We start from the raw sequence: 17,092 nt of genomic DNA on the forward strand, positions 1-17,092 counted from the left end.
AATTGAATCGAGTTAATGTATCACTAGAGATGCGTGTAAAGCGAATGATAATTATTTACGTTAATAAGTTAAAGTAAACCCCGATACGGGGTATTTGTTTATGGGGATCGTGGTAATTTGCACGCTGAAGGAATCGTGAATAATAAAATCACCGCGATGACCACCAGTATTTCTTGGATCGCGCTTGCCATGCCGTCACTACTACCTGCTGCTAATAACTGCGCACTTCGACTGCCTATATAAAGGGTGGACAGCGTGATAAATATGGTAGAGATGATGCGGCGACTGATGTTATTAAGTGCGGCTCCCTCAGTGACAGAGTCTTTGGGTAAGCTGCTAAACCCAACGGTAGTGGTTGGTAGGTATGCCAGACCCACTCCAACGCCTCGCATACTCATAATCAACATTAATAGCCAAAGCGTGGGCTGATACAAGCACCATGCCAGCATCAAAGTAGACAGCGCACTAATCGCAATTCCTACGATGCCAATCCCTCTGGCACCTTGCTTATCTACCATCTTGCCAGCGTAATGCGTGGTGATACTGGCCACGAGCGTCGCGACCATTAGGACAACGCCTGTCCATAAGGCACTCTCACCCATCACATCTTGTATCAACACGGGTAATAACAAGAGACACAGCATCAAACCGACTGTTTGGCTAATGCTAATGATATTACTATGCAAATAGGTCTTATTATTGAACAAGCGCACGTTTAATAATGGATGTTTCTGCCGCCGCTCATATGCCCACCAAACCATCGCGGACAGTAAAAATCCAACAGACAATAAACCCAACGTGGCTATCTTTAATAATCCGTCACTGCTGAATAATCTACCAGTAAAATCTATTTTCAGCGTGCTTAGCCAAACCATCATCGCAAGCAGCCAAGTGAGTAAGCTGATAAACCCGATGGTATCGAAAGGGCTTTTTTTGTCATGTGAGCGCATGTCAGGTATTAGCCACCATACCATCGCCATGACCGCCACACTGAGTGGCAAGGTAATGGCAAACAGTGTCCACCACGCAAACTGCTCAACCAAATAAGCACCGACCAAAGGGCCAAACGCTAATGACATCATAATAACAATGCCCCATAGCGCCATTACTCTGCCGTGCTGCTGCTGCGGATAAATCTGATACAGCATGCCAATAGACAGTGGAATAATCAGACCGCCACTCAGCCCTTGTATGGCTCTGGCAATGATGACAAAGCTCATACTAGACGCCAGCATCCCAATGACTGAGCCCAGCATAAATCCAAAAATTGCCGCCAAATAAACATGCTTAAAAGGAAACTTTTTGTTTAAGTAGCCGCTTAGCATCAGCCCCACACTCATGGCCAATACATACGCATTTAGCACCCAGCCGCCCATCACAATGTCGACATCAAACACCGACATAAAGACAGGAATCGCTGGATTGAGCGCGCTATTACTAAAGCTGACCACCGTACCGCCGAGCAGTAATGTCAATAACACCTGCTGTACCTGTTTGTCGCTCAAGCCATTACTACTATTCGAGGCTTCGTTTATAGGCGACTCATTGGTAGATGCCTTATTTATAAGTGCTTTGCTCATTAAGCAGTGACACCATAAAAACTGAGATAACCTCTAGATTCTAAAAACTCATCGCGATTGCAAAAATACAAGACGGCGGTCTTTTCTGGCATCTCAATCAGGCGTTGTACTCTATAGGCAAAGCTATCGGCCACCCACTGATACACCTCAACCTTGCTATCGGGCTCACCCACGATTTTTTTGGCCTCAGTATGCTCAAATATAAACTTGCTGATCATCAAACCCGTTGGCTTTAGATAGCCTTTGCCAACCACCGCTGGATCGCCAAGCAAAATATGCCAGCCCATGTCCGTCTCTTTGGCTTTGTAATAATGAGATAACCGGTCACGAGCCGTTTCATAAATCTCTGTATAGCCAATCGGCTTATCATCACAAAGTATGAGGTAGAGACGCTGATGATCATCGGCCAGCATTTTTTCAAAATGGGTTTTTAGTTGTGGCATCGGGAGATGTAGCTGCCACTGATCGACCACATGCTCAGCATGCATCCATTTATACAGTAATGGCATATCATCTGGATATTTGACAGGTCTCAACGCAAACGTCTTTTGATAAGCCTCAATACTAAAGGTATCGGGTAGGTTTTGGGTAATGGTCGGCATGACTGACTCCTGATTGTTATACAGTTATATTGTTATGTGATTAATAGGATTTTTATGAAATACGAGTCTTATAAAACATTACGCGCCAAAATTTTGAAATACTTTTAAGGCGTCAGTGTCGTAAGTCTGCTCACCTGTTAACTGATTGATGATACATCCTGCTCGATAAGCACCCAGCCCTAAGTCTGGTGCGCCAACGCCATGTGTGTGCACCTCTTGGTTTTGTACAAAAATCTTGCCATCAGTCGCGATGTCTTTTTGATGCGTCAGTGCATATTTCAGTGCATAGTCTCTATCAATGACTGGCTGATCAAAATCATCGTGCGCGATGCTAGGCAGTATCGTGTTTAAACACTCAGGCAGACCGTAACGATAGCCTGTGCCAGCAATAACACAGTCATAATCAGCAGTAAAATCTTGATTCTGTTCACGCTGTCTACCCACCAGTTTTATGATGTCTGTCGGCTCTGGCACTTCTAGCATTGTTGTCAGCGTTGCCTCAACCACTTCACAGTTAGACAGCAACGTCGAATACAGATCTTGATTGGTAATACTGCGCTCATAGAGACGATGATAAATATCACGTATGGTCTCAAAGCCCATGCCTTTATAGAGCAGATCTTGCTTGGCAGTAACTTGAGGTTTGGTTGCTGAGTCTAAATGATAAAAGTAATCTGTATACGCAGGGCTAAAATGCTCTAAACCTAATGGGGAGTACTCCATGGGAAAAAATCCTGCCGAGCGAGTCATCCAATCTAGCTGAAACTTAGGGTCGTCATTAGTACTATCATCGCCATCAAACTGCTGATCAAACAGCGTTCGATACACCTCTGCTGAGGACTGCCCAGATCCCAACACCAATATTTTGGTCAGCTTGTTGTCTGTCTTGGTGCTATTCAGATCAAGGCTACTAGTGAGGCTATCCAAGTCAAAATTGTCTGCAAAATGGGCGGTGTGCATACAGCGGTTGGGTGCTTGTTTGGCAATGTCCTGCAATGATGGTGGTAGTGTGGCCTGTGTGCCCGTACCTATGACTAAATTTTTAGCATGATAGTTGTTTTGTTTGCCTTGTTCAGAGACTGTCACTACAAACCCATCATTATTATCGTCAAACGCCACGTCTATCACTGCCGCATCAAAATTCAGACTATCCAGCTGCTCTGCTACCCATTGGCAATAATGATTGTACTCTTTACGATAAATTTTAAATTCTTCTAAAAAGTAAAACTTGAGCAATCGGTGCTGAGTATGCAAATAATTCAAAAAAGAATACGGACTGGTTGGGTCTATCAATGTCACCAAGTCTGCCATAAAAGGCACTTGTAGTGTGGTGTTTGGCAATATCATGCCTTTATGCCAATTAAACTCAGCTTTTTGCTCAAAAAACTTGGCGGTTACGTCGGTCTTTGTCAGTAATGCTGCCAAACTTAAATTAAACGGCCCTACGCCAATTCCAATAATATCTAACACGGTCGCCCCTTAGTGATTTGGTAGTAGTGATTTGATAGTCACGTTAATTCTGATGCACGTTCTTGTTGAACCCTAACTTTTATCTTTGCCGTCTCAATATGACTTGCTACGTCACCATAGGGTTTGGGATATCGACATAAATAGACTGGGTCTCAACAGGCGCGGTCAGCTCATCGAGTGCATAGAGTCTGGTGAGTAGATTGCCCTTGAACGGCAATGTAGGGCTACGCAACAACAAGTCAAATAACGAACGATGCGGGTATTGTTGCTCTAACGCTATTAGACATTCTTTAAACGTCGTGATTAATGTCTCCTCACTCACAAGCTGAGTGCGGGCAATGGCAGTGATAAGACCAAATATACTGTTGCCAACTAAATAATAGGCAAAACGTGAGTCAGCAAAGTCTTCTGGAATGACACACTCTCCTTCGCTAATAAGCTCGGGATAAGCGTCAATGAGCGGCGTAGCATACTCTGCAATATAACCAAACCCTTGATTGTCTCTGGCCCAAAACTTAGTAGGATAGCCGTCTTTTAGCTCGATGAGACTGTTTTGCTGATGTACCTCAAACCCAATACCATGCTGATAGTACATATGAACCAGCGGTATAAAACCAACTTGCAAATAAGTGTCAAACCACTGGACAGCCACCTGTTCTAAAGGTTCATCTGTCTGTTTATGGATAGACTTAAACAGTGTCTCTAAGCGATTGGTAAGACGGGTTGGATGGTCTTGGCTTAAGCTGGCAAGATTGGTGACTTGCGTATCCTCTGTAAAAGGGTTGTCACGTAAGATACAAATGGTCTCATCAATGATTTTTCCATCGATACGTAAGGCAATCCAAGCAGGGTCATTCAATACCGCAATCGTAGGGTACTCGGTTTTGAGCTGGGTACCATAGTCGCTACGCCAGATTCGGCAGGCATGCATCCCGCGTTTACATTCTTTGGGCAGGTTAATTCGCACAGAATTGGTAATCGCCACAGACAACGACAGTTTAAACATCCAAGGCGCATCAAAGGCCGCTAGCGTGCGTACCGATGTAGTCGGATGTAGATACCAACCGAGCTCACCCAAATCAAACAATTGACCTTGTTCTAGCAGTTTTTGATACCACGGCTGCTGCTGCAAAAACCTTGCTTGCCAAGGGTGCAATGGCAACAGTTTATAGTCAGGATGCTCATCCACAAGTTGCTGTTGATAGCCACTCATATCAGCTTGTAATTTAGATTTTAGCGCTGTGGTAATGCTCTCGCCATCTACGAATTCTTCTGTAATGCAGCTGGGGTGCACTAGCCAATAATGCAGCTGGGTTTTGCTACTGGTCTCGGGCGCATACTTCGCCCACTCGTCGCCATAAAATCCTGCGCGGCCTTTGGGTGTAGGATGCATAGCATGACCGTAAATAAGATTTTGTTCGGTCTGAATGAAGTCTTGCTGATAGTCAACGATATCATCAATCTCATCATTGCGATGCTCTAAAATAATCTGTAGCCCCTCATAACTCTCAATCCAGCGCTTTAATACACCATTGGCATCTAGCGTTGCTTTGTCTTTATAACGATGCACGATGTCTTCAATAATCAAAGACGCTAGGCTCATAGCAGAGGATTTTATCCATCGGCTGTTTTGCAAAGGGTCGTCCAGTTGCGTGTCTAGCTTCGAGTCTGATCGTATGCTTACCTGCTTATTCAATGTAAGCGGCGTGCCCGCCAAACGATGTTGACCCAATTGGCTCACTCTGTCGACAGGTACGACCATTACCGTGTTCGAAGGCAATAGCATTAGCACTAATAGAGGCTTATTTTGTGAGGCCTGCTTCTGTATATCATCCTGTTGCTCTACGGCAATAATATCGCCGCGCCCAGTCTCAAAACAGTAAGCATTGATTAGATTTTGTAGTGTAAGACGATCAAGCGTTTTGTGCTGCATCATGTTATTTCTTCCCATCAACGTTGAGGTTGTCAGAATTGAGTCGGTTAAAACCAGCAATAGCCATCTGCTCAATGATGTCTGCAATATCATTGATTTGGGTATTGGGATTTAGAATGGTGAATTTAAGGCAAAGGCGCTGCTCAAACTGGGTGGTGGCCACATTAGCGATATTATTGACCAGTAACGCTTGAGCAATGTGGCGATTGAGCTGAGCGAGTTGGTCATCAGATAACGCGGTATCTTTAGGTGTAAAGTAAAACAAAACACTGCTGATAATGGGCTCATGTACCAGCACGAAATTTTCATTTGCATCAATCAGCTGTGCCGCCTGCTTAGCAGTATCCAAACAGTTATCAATCAAGGATGCATAGCCATCTGTCCCTAGTAGGTCCAGCGCCATCCACAGCTTTAAGGCATCGAAACGGCGTGTGGTCTGTAAAGAGTACGTGACCAAGTTTGGAATGTTTTCCTGTTCGTCATCAGCAGAGTTTAGATACTCGCTATGATGGCGAATGCTCTCGAAATTTCGATTGTCTCGTAAGAGAAAAGCACCACAGCTAATCGGCAAGAAGAAATGCTTGTGAAAATCTAGAGTGATAGAGTCAGCTTGATTCAGACCGTTAATCAAGTGTCGATAACGCTGTGATAGTAGCAATGCCCCGCCCCATGCCGCATCGACATGTAGCCATATTTTTTCATCACGGCAGATTTTACCGATAGCGATTAGAGGGTCAATCGCACCCAAATCCGTTGTGCCAGCCGTTGCAATGATAGCCATCACATTGCAAGCGCCTAGCTTATCTATCTGATGTTGTAAGTCAGACATCAGCATGGCACCTGATGCATCAGTCGCTACTTTGATGACGGAACGTTGGCCTAGGCCCAGTAGCGCCGCGTTTTTTTCAATAGAAAAGTGCGCTTGGTCTGAGCATAGGATGTTGCCGCTAGGCTGACCCATCAGGCCGTCCTTTTGCACATCAACGCCCTTAGTCTTATAGAATTGATTGCGTGCCAGCAGTAATCCCATCAAATTACTTTGCGTACCACCACTGGTAAAGACGCCACCAGCGTTATGGTCTGTCTGTTCATCAAAGAAGGCATCAGAGATATCACCAAACTGACAACGTTGACACAGCCAATGGATTAAGTCTTTTTCAATATAGGTCGCTGCTGGGCTTTGGTTCCACGAGTCCATACTTTGGTTAGTAGCCGCGATAATCATCTCAGCAATCTGACCGATGACTAGTGTGGGCGGATGCAAGTGGGCTAAGCAATTCGCATTGGCCGTCGACACACAACTGGGTAAAAACTTACTTTGAATATCAGCGAGTATCGTGTCGATGTCTCGGCCTTGCTCACGGATGCTAAAGGCATTGGTCGCTTGCACTTGTTGCGGCGTGCCGCCCAAATACACGTTATTGTCGTCTAGCCACTGTTTTATGACAGCGCTGGTTTTTTGCATATGCGTGACATATTGCTCACTGGTTTGCTGGTTTAATAAATGCAAAATGTCCTCACTTGTCTATTCTACGATTGTATAAATCGCAAATAAGTGACTTGTTATTAAAGTTGTTATCAGAATCGTTATCAGAGTTTTTTTATAAATGTGTGAGTCATATTAAAGCGCTGGCAAGACTATTGATTGTCTTCTAGCGCCATATCAAGCCTCTGCAAGACTTGTTGCAACTCATCTTTGGTTATATTGAGTGGCGGTAATAATCGCAGTACGGTGCCACCACGCCCGCCTTTTTCAATCACCAATCCATGCTTAAAACATGATTGCTGGATTTTGGCAGCCACCTCACTGTCTGCCGGATAGCTACCGTCATTTTGTTTGGGCAGGCTGGGATTGATAATCTCTATGCCAATCATGAGACCACGCCCTCTGACTTGCCCCATTTTTGGATAGCGCTGTTGGCGTATTTTTAACTGCGCCATAAACCATGCGCCTATTTCTAAAACATAGTCAGCAACATTGTTGTCTTTTAAGTAATTAAGGGTAGCAAGGCCAGTTGCCATCGCCAATTGATTGCCTCTAAACGTGCCAGAATGATTGCCCGCCTGCCATACATCGTATTGTTTTTTGATACCCAATACCGCAAGTGGCAGACCACCACCGATTGCCTTTGACATCACAATCATATCAGGATCAATATCCGCATATTGATAAGCAAACCAACGTCCTGTACGGCAAAACCCCGTTTGTACTTCATCGATAATCAGCATGATGCCCAGCTCTTTTGTCACTCGGCGCACATGCTTTAGCCACTCTATCGGCGCAGGGTTAACACCACCTTCCCCTTGTATGACTTCTAAAATGACCGCTGCTGGTTTTACTACGCCGCTCTCTACATCTTTTAGGAAGTTTTCAAAGTAGCTCATATGGGCCTGGATGCTTTGCTCAAAAGGCAAGCCAAACGCGCAGCGATACATATTGGGATAAGGTAAGAACTGTACCGAGCTCATCAGACCTTCGATACCTTGTTTAGGTGCTAAGTTCCCTGTCACAGCCAGCGCGCCATGTGTCATGCCATGATAGCCACCGCTGAAGCTGACAACACCTGAACGACCCGTGACTTGTTTGGCCAGTTTAATAGCGGCTTCTACCGCATCAGCACCCGTCGGGCCGCAAAACTGCAAGCAATACTCATCGCTATTGGTGGCGAGTAGCTTGTACATGAACTCGCTGAATTTGTCTTTCAACGGGGTGGTAATGTCCAATGTATGCATCGGTAGATTGCTGTCTAATAGCGCTTTGATGCTTTCTATAACTACGGGATGATTGTGCCCAAGTGCCAGCGTGCCAGCGCCTGATAGGCAATCTATATATTCATTACCCTCCACATCGGTAATCCATGCGCCTTTTGCAGACTGAATCGCAAAGGGTAGCTTACGTGGATAACTACGAACCTTCGATTCAAATTGTTCTTGACGGTGTAAGTAGCATTCGTTATCAAGTGGTTTGTCTAAAAGGATCGTGTCCATAGCTTCAGCCTTATTATTTATTGTCAGTCGTCTTGGATAAACATTCAAAAGTAAGTGTTGATGTTTACTTCTTAAAATACTACTTATTGATATTGAATAATAATGTAAATGATAATCATTATTATTAATGAGGCGTAGTATCTACCTCTGATTATTTTCTGTCAACCCCTACTTATTGGTTTTTTCGATATGTTAGGGTGTGTTCTCATTCCAAAAATAGAGACAAAAATAAAATAAATGGCCGTCAAACGAGGGGAAATTAGCGCGAATGTTGAATTGATAAACGAAAAAAGAGCACAGAAGATATTCTGTGCTCTTTTATTATATCTGCCTGCTATCTAATGCCTACTAACTACTAACGGATGCAGTAGTCTAACTATTAAACCCAACCATCTTCCAATAGATGCTCAGTATTACTGACTTTGAAACCGTTGCATAAATCATAAAATGTCATCGGATCCTCAATATTTTCGAGCAACTCTCGTTTATGCAGCGCCACAAATAACGCTAACGCATACGCCGCACTATGGATGGATTTTTTAGGATTAAAAGTAATATCAGTGAACCCTTGATATTGAATCACTTCCTCATGTAGCTGAGGGTTTTGCTTTAGAGCATTCACGTACAGCCAGTCATAAAACGTCGTCAATGGCTCTACGCCCCACTCCATACCAAAATAATTATAGCCAATGAGCTCACCTGATGTCGTGAGTCGCTCATCTTTGCGGGCTTGTCTTGGCGCTACTGTTAGCAAATCAAGATAAGGACCACCATCTTCAAATATCATGCTGGCTTGAAAGGCATTTTCGACACTGTATGGATTGCCATCATGCTCATCTGTAATCTGTAAGCTGAACGGGCTTAGCGGAAAACTTAGTTTATTGCCAGACTTGCTAGAGAGCTCGAGTACTTGCTTAAATCCATATTTTTTGCGAATGACTTGTTGTAGGTCATTGATGGACTTTTTCTTTTGTCTGCTCGCAAATCCCACATGTCGCTCAAACATAACCATGTCTGTTTTTACCAAATTGTCACTGTTGACTTTGGGCATGAATACGGGTCTTTGTTCTATAGTATTTGGTACTTCTTCCATAGTGATGTGCCTTAATATCAATGGTCTTGTATAAAGTATGCTTTCATAATTAGTCTAGCAAAAATGCTTATGACAGCTGACTCTGTCACTGCTATCAACGTTCTTTATTATTGGGGTTTTGCTTTCTAGTAATAAAATATCGCTGCTCAATCTGAAATGCGATGAACCGAGTCAACGCTCGCGGAGGCAGTTTATCTTATTCTTAGTCATTTATCCTACCCTATTTCAAGGTTATTGATAACCTTACCGAGTTTTTTGCATCAATGCTTTGCATGGTGTAAACATAAGCAGTGTATTTGACCTATATTCGTCTTACTTTATCCTAAATGCATTGAATAACCGTGATAATCTCCGCATAATATGCATTGAATAGCATTATTAATCACCGCATCTATGAGAAAGTTATGAAATATGTGACATACAACCATGAGCGATCAGATTGGACACAGTGGCACTGGTCAGATAAACAATTGCTGCCATTGGTGAGCCGTGTGCGTATATTACAAGGCCATCTGCTCGGGCAGCTATCGACACTAGGGTTTGACTTAAACGTTGAAGCACAGTTGGATGCGGTGACGCTTGAAGTGGTTAAAACGTCTGAGATTGAAGGTGAAACGCTGAATAATGAGCAAGTACGCTCCTCTGTCGCGCGTCACTTGGGTATAGATACTAACGACATGCCAGCCGCGACGCGTGAGATTGATGCTATCGTTGAGATGATGCTTGCCGCTACCTATGGCTATCAATCGCCGCTGACCCTGACTGATTTGCTGGGATGGCATCACGCTTTGTTCCCAACAGGATATAGCGGTCTGTACCGTATTAACACTGGAGAAATCCGTGATGATAGCAAGGGCCCTATGCAAGTGGTATCTGGCGGCTATGGGCGCGAACAGATTCATTTTGTAGCGCCAAGTGCTGAGAGGCTGCCTATAGAGTTAGAACGTTTCTTGTTATGGTTCAATACAGCAGCAGATGAGCAAGACAATTTAGATCTGGTAATCAAAGCAGGTATCGCTCATTTGTGGTTTGTCACCTTGCACCCTTTCGATGATGGCAATGGCCGCTTAACTCGTGCCATCACTGAGCGGGTGCTAGCGCAAAGTGATAATAGTCAGCAGCGTTTCTATAGTATGTCGGCTCAGATACTCCAGCAGCGCAATGACTATTATAAAATACTAGAGCGCACACAAAAAGGCGACTCGGATGTGACTGAGTGGCTAACTTGGTTTCTACAGACGCTAGAGCAAGCACTGCTATCTGCTCAGACCACAACCAATAAGATTATCAGCAAAGCAAAGTTTTGGCAGACACACTGTCAACAAGCTCTAAACACAAGACAAGTAGCTATGCTTAATACCTTACTAACGAGTTTTTATGGCAAACTGACCACCAAAAAATGGGCAACGATAACCAAGTGCTCGGCTGATACGGCATTAAGAGACATTAATGACTTGGTAGAAAAAGGCATGTTAAAAAAATCTGATGCCTCAGGACGTAGTACGAGTTATGAGGTGATGCTATGAATTTAGAATATTAATAAATAATTATCTAAGGACGCTTCACAATTTGAGAAACGTTCAATTAAGGATTGTTTAGAGTATTAGTGCTCGCGCCATCACTCAAGAAGGCGACAATCTTCATTCAATGGTGGCCAAGTGAATTCTTTATCATCACAGTGCAGTAAGATAGTATCGTTAGTGATTTCATTTATTGTGCCATTTAAATCCTGTAGGCGTATTTTCAAAGAAGTCAGACTACAGTGGGCATTTTGGTAGCTCTCCGCCTCTAGGCTAGCTAACGTTTGCTCTACATACTTATTGATACCATCAATCATCTCGTTGGCATCTTCTTGCCATTCAAAACTGTAATCTGCATCAAGAGAATCTAGATCATCAATTTTTTTTAGATTAATTAAGGCATCCATGAGTTTGCGTAGATTATTAAAGTCTAGGCTCGATATTGTGGTCTGCTTCTTAATGTTTTGCATAGAGAAAACCCCCATGGTTATTAGGATTTTTTAAGTGATTCCATGTTAACAGTCTGCTTTAAGTAGTCTGTTAATAGGTTTGAAGGGTGAAATAGCTGGTTCCGCTGGGGTATAGTCAAAGTTTCTTGCTATATATTTTGATGAGTTGAACCCAAAATATATGCTTTGATATTGACATAATCAATTAGACAGTGCGGTTAATTTTGAGACCATCCCAGATTCTGTGTAACTGCCCTTTAGATTAAATGCCTGCTGATACGATCATCAAACATAATCATAAAGCGATTAAGAGCAGCCGTCCAGTTACGAATCGGCATCGACCACTTTTTGGATGCCTGCTGGGTTGCCAAGTACACCACTTTAAACGCCGCCTGGTCAGACGGGAACACCTTACGCTTATTCACCGCTGTCCGAATCACGCTGTTTAGCGACTCAATCGCATTAGTGGTATAAATCGCTTTCCTGATGTCTTTAGGATACTCAAAGAACACCGTTAAGCCCTCCCAATTGCTGCGCCAAGACTTGATCACGTGCGGGTATTTATCACCCCACACCTCATCAAAGTGCTCAAGATTGGCCTCTGCCATCTCAAGCGTATCAGCGCCGTAGATGGCCTTTAAATCAGCTGCTACGGCCTTCTTATCCGTCCACGGTACGAACTTCATTGAGTAACGCACCATGTGTACGATACACAGCTGAACCTTGGCTTTGGGATAAACCGTGTTAATGGCATCAGGGAAGCCCTTTAAGCCGTCGACACAGGCAATGAAGATATCTTGTACCCCGCGGTTTTGTAGTTCAGTGAGAACGCCTAGCCAGAACTTAGCGCCTTCATTCTCTGATAACCACATACCAAGCAGCTCTTTTTTACCATCAAGAGCAACACCTAGCGCTAAGTAAATGGCTTTGTTGATAATCTGCTTATCTTGACGTACTTTGACGACAATGCAGTCTAGATAGACAATAGGATAAACACTGCTCAGCGGCCGGTTCTGCCAAGCGGTGATGTCCTCTAATATGTTATCGGTGACTCTTGAGACAAGAGAGCTTGAGATGTCGACATCGTAGAGCTCTTTAATGCTCTCTACGATCTCGGTGGTGGTTTGACCCTTAGCGTAAAGGAATATGATTTTATCATCAAGACCTGAGATACGGGTTTGATGCTTACTAACGAGTACAGGCTCAAAGCTGCCACCGCGGTCTCTTGGGGTGGAGATCTCAAGGTCACCTGTGTCACTGCGGACGGTCTTTTTAGTGTGCCCGTTACGCTTATTAGGTTTATCCGCCTTTTCATGTTTGGGGTAGCCGAGATGGTCTTCCATCTCAGCCTCTAAGGCAGTATCGATAAAGGATTGCATGAGCTGCTTTTGGAAGTCTTTGATGTCATCAAAGCTATTCATGCTACCAGCCATTTGCTCGGCCAGTTTTTTAAGGTCAGATTGAGTAGTCATTGCTTATTCTCCGGTTAGTGGATTATAAGCAGTTACACAGTTTTTAGGAAAGGCTCTTAATTTTTAGCTTAACTTGTGACTTTTTCAAGACGTATAGTCTTTAATTCTATTTTTTTGCATTCAAAAACTATTTCTGTATCACCTAATAAAAATAGTGAATGTATGATATTACTATCAGGCGTTACGTCTACTTCATGTACCATTATTGTGATTGGTAATATACAACAATTGATATTAACATTCACAATATCGGAATAGATGATTTCTATTAAATCTTTGCCTTGTCTTTGCTCGATCTTCAACGAAATCCTATCATTTTCTAAATCATAATAAATCGTCTTGATTATGCCCTTATTAAGCGTCTTCTCTCTATTATCTATTCCGTTTAAATCACTTGATAAAATCGGGCTCAAATCCTCCCTACGTTTAAGGATCTTAGGAACTACTTCATGATAGTAATACGTAAAATCCCAAGTATGCTCTCCATAAGAATTTACAAAGTGTTTGATATATTTCATTATAACTATCCTTACATCTGACCCATGTCGTTAATCTCGTAGAAGTTGACTTGGAAAATTTTCATAATATAGTTTGATGCCTGTATAGCGCACCAAACCAGTGAAAGCACATGATTGTTTCGCCATAAGTACACCTCACTTACAGATAGATTATTAAGAAATCGAAATTTCTTGGCATTCATTGAGAAAATCCTCTAAAAATAATTTAAAAGCACTTGCCCTAACGGAAAAATCCAAACCAAAGTCATATCCTGTAATTTTACCGTTTGTATAAACTCCAACAGGCACTCTTAGCTTGATAAACAACAAGTAGTCATTTGATTTAAAGATATCCATAGTAAAGAACATATCAATAGGATAGATAGAAAAGACTAGTTCATCCTCATCTTCAAACTGATCTAAATTATCCAGCTTTGTAAGTTGTTTTTTCAGATAAGTTATATTCTCATATGACATATATCTATTTACTTCATTAACATTTTTAAAATCCAAGCATATCAGCTCTGCTTTTACTTCCAAGCTGCACATTACGCCAAACTCATTATAAGAAACTGGTGCAAGCTGAATGGATATGTTTTTATCATAATTGACTAAGCTACTCATTTTTATTGCTCTTGAAAATGAATTACGGTGACTACTAGTGTAGTACCTATCAGGCTACCTGCTAAATTATTTAATACAAGTAGCAGTAATGCGATTCAACATCGAAAAGCTCACTACATTTACACAGCCAAGTATTCAAATCTTCACTAGGGAACCGCCCTTGTTTCCATGAGATAAGTTATCGGCAATACCTTTCTTTGTTATCTACCACTCCTCTCATTTTAACCTTCCGCACCTTTACTTCATCATCACAACACGGTTCAGGAGTAATGTTTTGAAAGTATTATAGAAATACGCTTGACCTTACCATGATGTCAACCTATATGCTGTCACTATAGATTAAAAATAGAATTAAAAACGACAGAGGTTGTTATGAAAACAAAAAATACTAAAGCCCCTATTTATCAAGAAATACTTAGCGTTGAAGGCATGAGTTGCGCCTCTTGTGTTGGGCGTATCGAAAAACAATTGAAAAATATTGAACACGTTGAAAATGCCGAGGTAAATCTTGCCACTGAACAGGCGACTGTTTATTCATCGCAGCCCTTAGATGTTGCCCAGTTAAACAAAGCGGTAGAGCGCGCAGGTTATAAGGTGACTGAAACCAAGCCTATCGAGCTATCTATAGAAGGCATGAGCTGTGCCTCTTGCGTTGGACGAGTAGAAAAATCCTTGGCCAAAGTCGCTGGCGTGCAACAAGCTACGGTAAACCTTGCGACTGAACGCGCTTGGATTAAAGGCGATGCTCAAATACAAACGAGTGAATTGATTGATGCCGTTAAAAAAGCGGGCTACGAGGCCAAACTGGTAGAACAAGATCAAAGTGACCGGCAGGATAGAAAAGCCTCGGAGCAAAATCAGCTTAAACGAGATTTAGGACTTTCTGCGCTGTTATCACTGCCCGTATTCATTCTAGCAATGGGCTCGCATATGATTCCCGCTTTTCATATGTGGGTAGTGAATAACCTCGGTACTCAGCAAAGTTGGTTGATACAGTTTGTTTTGACCACACTGGTACTACTCTTTCCAGGTCGACGCTTTTATCAAAAAGGCGTGCCAGCCTTATTGCGTTTTGCGCCAGATATGAATTCGCTAGTGGCGATTGGTACTATCGCAGCGTATGGCTTTTCCCTCATAGCGACATTTATCCCGCAAGCGTTACCTGAAGGCACGGTGCACGTCTATTACGAAGCCGCTGCCATGATTGTGAGCTTGATATTATTAGGTCGTTATTTTGAAGCAAAGGCTAAAGGACGTACTTCTCAAGCCATTCAGCATTTAGTGGGCATGCAGGCAAAGACCGCCCGTGTACACCAAGATGGCAAAGTCATTGAAGTCTCTGTAGAAGATGTCACCGCAAAAATGATAGTTGAGATTCGTCCAGGCGAGCGTGTGCCTATCGATGGCGAAGTCGTCGACGGTCACAGTTATATTGATGAATCTATGATTACGGGTGAACCTGTCCCTGTGAAAAAACAAGCAGGCGATCAAGTGGTCGGCGGTACTATCAATCAAAATGGCACCGTGAATATTCGGGCAACGGCTATCGGTGAAGATTCTGTTTTGGCACAAATCATTCGTATGGTAGAACAAGCCCAAGGCTCTAAATTACCGATTCAAGCATTGGTGGATAAAGTCACCATGTGGTTTGTACCAGCGGTGATGTTTTTATCAGCATTGACCTTTATAGTTTGGTTAATTTTTGGTCCTGACCCTGCCTTGACCTTTGGCTTAATCAATGCGGTTGCCGTGCTCATTGTAGCCTGCCCTTGTGCAATGGGATTGGCCACTCCCACCTCTATTATGGTCGGTACGGGTCGCGGTGCAGAGTTGGGTGTGCTATTTCGTAAAGGTGAAGCGCTACAAATGCTTCAGGATGTGAGCGTGGTTGCCGTTGATAAAACAGGCACATTGACTGAAGGCAAACCTACCTTAACGGATTTCCAAGTTCAACAAGGGTATGAGAAAGAACAAGTCTTACGTGTGGTGGCATCGGTTGAAACAAAATCTGAGCATCCCATTGCCTTGGCCATTGTTCAAGCCGCAGAACAACAGAATGTTCAACTGCTACCTATCACTGACTTTGAAGCAATGACAGGTTTGGGTATTCAAGCAAACGTGACAGGACAAGTGATTCACATTGGCGCAGATCGTTATATGCAACAATTGGGGCTTGATGTCGCGCCTTTTGAACAAGATGCGCTACGTTTGGGGCAAGAAGGTAAAACCCCACTCTATGTATCGATTGACCAGCAGTTGGCTGCTATCATTGCCGTTGCCGACCCTATTAAAGAAACGACTCATGCCGCCATCGCCGCACTACATCAGTTAGGCTTAAAAGTGGCCATGATTACAGGTGATAATCGCCATACCGCCCAAGCGATTGCCGCAAAATTGAATATCGATCAGGTAGTAGCAGAAGTGTTGCCCGAAGGCAAAGTCGATGCAATACGCCAGTTGCAAGAACAGTATGGCCGAGTGGCGTTTGTTGGTGACGGTATCAATGATGCCCCTGCATTGGCTCAATCCGATGTTGGCTTGGCCATTGGTACAGGCACAGATGTGGCGATTGAAGCCGCAGAAGTTGTATTGATGTCAGGTAGCTTGCAAGGCGTGCCTACTGCGATTGCCTTGAGTAAAGCTACCATCAGTAATATCAGACAAAATCTAGCTTGGGCATTTATTTATAATGTTGCCTTAATCCCGATTGCCGCAGGTGTCTTGTATCCCGCCTTTGGTATCCTGCTCTCACCTATTTTTGCGGCAGGCGCCATGGCACTTTCTTCTGTTTTCGTCTTGGGTAATGCATTACGCCTCAAGTACTTTAAAGCATAGTCAGCGAACTACTAAACCGCTACAGAGTG

13 protein-coding genes are annotated in these 17,092 nt (G+C 43.2%); 2 read left to right on the forward strand and 11 right to left on the reverse strand.

Annotation, left to right across the window (positions count from 1 at the left end):
• Positions 1 to 98 precede the first annotated feature (98 nt).
• The 7 genes from JMW61_RS11200 to JMW61_RS11230 all read right to left on the reverse strand — a co-directional run bounded on the left by JMW61_RS11200 (position 99) and on the right by JMW61_RS11230 (position 9,666).
• Positions 99 to 1,580: an MFS transporter gene (locus tag JMW61_RS11200; RefSeq protein ID WP_201551298.1), complete on the reverse strand. Its 1,482-nt coding sequence runs from the start codon at positions 1,578 to 1,580 to the stop codon at positions 99 to 101.
• A complete protein-coding gene (locus tag JMW61_RS11205) occupies positions 1,580 to 2,182 on the reverse strand; it encodes a GNAT family N-acetyltransferase (protein WP_201551300.1) in 603 nt (200 codons plus the stop codon). Before JMW61_RS11205 ends, JMW61_RS11200 begins: the two co-directional genes overlap by 1 nt.
• A gap of 78 nt (positions 2,183 to 2,260) precedes the next feature.
• Complete coding sequence (locus JMW61_RS11210) at positions 2,261 to 3,652, reverse strand: lysine N(6)-hydroxylase/L-ornithine N(5)-oxygenase family protein (RefSeq protein ID WP_201551302.1); 1,392 nt, start codon at positions 3,650 to 3,652, stop codon at positions 2,261 to 2,263.
• A 106-nt stretch (positions 3,653 to 3,758) separates the two neighbouring features.
• On the reverse strand, positions 3,759 to 5,588 hold the full coding sequence (locus JMW61_RS11215) for an IucA/IucC family protein (RefSeq protein WP_201551304.1): 1,830 nt from the start codon (positions 5,586 to 5,588) through the stop codon (positions 3,759 to 3,761).
• Between the two features lies 1 nt (position 5,589).
• Positions 5,590 to 7,095: a pyridoxal phosphate-dependent decarboxylase family protein gene (locus JMW61_RS11220; RefSeq protein ID WP_201551306.1), complete on the reverse strand. Its 1,506-nt coding sequence runs from the start codon at positions 7,093 to 7,095 to the stop codon at positions 5,590 to 5,592.
• A gap of 128 nt (positions 7,096 to 7,223) precedes the next feature.
• Positions 7,224 to 8,573, reverse strand: a complete 1,350-nt coding sequence (locus JMW61_RS11225) for a diaminobutyrate--2-oxoglutarate transaminase family protein (protein ID WP_201551308.1) — start codon at positions 8,571 to 8,573, stop codon at positions 7,224 to 7,226.
• 379 nt (positions 8,574 to 8,952) lie between these two features.
• Positions 8,953 to 9,666: a DarT1-associated NADAR antitoxin family protein gene (locus JMW61_RS11230; protein ID WP_201551310.1), complete on the reverse strand. Its 714-nt coding sequence runs from the start codon at positions 9,664 to 9,666 to the stop codon at positions 8,953 to 8,955.
• A gap of 404 nt (positions 9,667 to 10,070) precedes the next feature.
• Between JMW61_RS11230 and JMW61_RS11235 the strand changes: the two genes are divergently transcribed.
• Positions 10,071 to 11,192, forward strand: coding sequence for a Fic family protein (locus tag JMW61_RS11235; protein ID WP_201551312.1), 1,122 nt, complete (start codon positions 10,071 to 10,073; stop codon positions 11,190 to 11,192).
• 92 nt (positions 11,193 to 11,284) lie between these two features.
• Here JMW61_RS11235 and JMW61_RS11240 read toward each other — a convergent pair whose 3' ends face one another.
• The 4 genes from JMW61_RS11240 to JMW61_RS11255 form a co-directional block, all read right to left on the reverse strand.
• A complete protein-coding gene (locus JMW61_RS11240; RefSeq protein WP_201551314.1) occupies positions 11,285 to 11,656 on the reverse strand; it encodes a hypothetical protein in 372 nt (123 codons plus the stop codon).
• Between the two features lie 236 nt (positions 11,657 to 11,892).
• The gene (locus JMW61_RS11245) at positions 11,893 to 13,107 is read right to left on the reverse strand and encodes an IS256 family transposase (protein WP_201551316.1); all 1,215 of its coding nucleotides are present in this window, start codon (positions 13,105 to 13,107) and stop codon (positions 11,893 to 11,895) included.
• 68 nt (positions 13,108 to 13,175) lie between these two features.
• Entirely contained in the window at positions 13,176 to 13,625 is a 450-nt protein-coding gene (locus JMW61_RS11250) for a hypothetical protein (RefSeq protein WP_194196531.1), read from the reverse strand.
• Positions 13,626 to 13,778: 153 nt separating this feature from the next.
• Positions 13,779 to 14,228 carry a hypothetical protein gene (locus JMW61_RS11255; RefSeq protein ID WP_194196530.1) on the reverse strand — a complete coding sequence of 150 codons (450 nt, stop codon included), beginning with the start codon at positions 14,226 to 14,228 and terminating at the stop codon, positions 13,779 to 13,781.
• A 372-nt stretch (positions 14,229 to 14,600) separates the two neighbouring features.
• On the opposite strand from JMW61_RS11255, the gene JMW61_RS11260 reads away from it, so the two are divergent.
• A complete protein-coding gene (locus JMW61_RS11260) occupies positions 14,601 to 17,063 on the forward strand; it encodes a heavy metal translocating P-type ATPase (RefSeq protein WP_201551318.1) in 2,463 nt (820 codons plus the stop codon).
• The last annotated feature ends 29 nt before the right edge of the window (positions 17,064 to 17,092 follow it).

Source organism: Psychrobacter fjordensis, assembly GCF_904845995.1.
In the GTDB taxonomy this organism is placed as follows: domain Bacteria; phylum Pseudomonadota; class Gammaproteobacteria; order Pseudomonadales; family Moraxellaceae; genus Psychrobacter; species Psychrobacter fjordensis.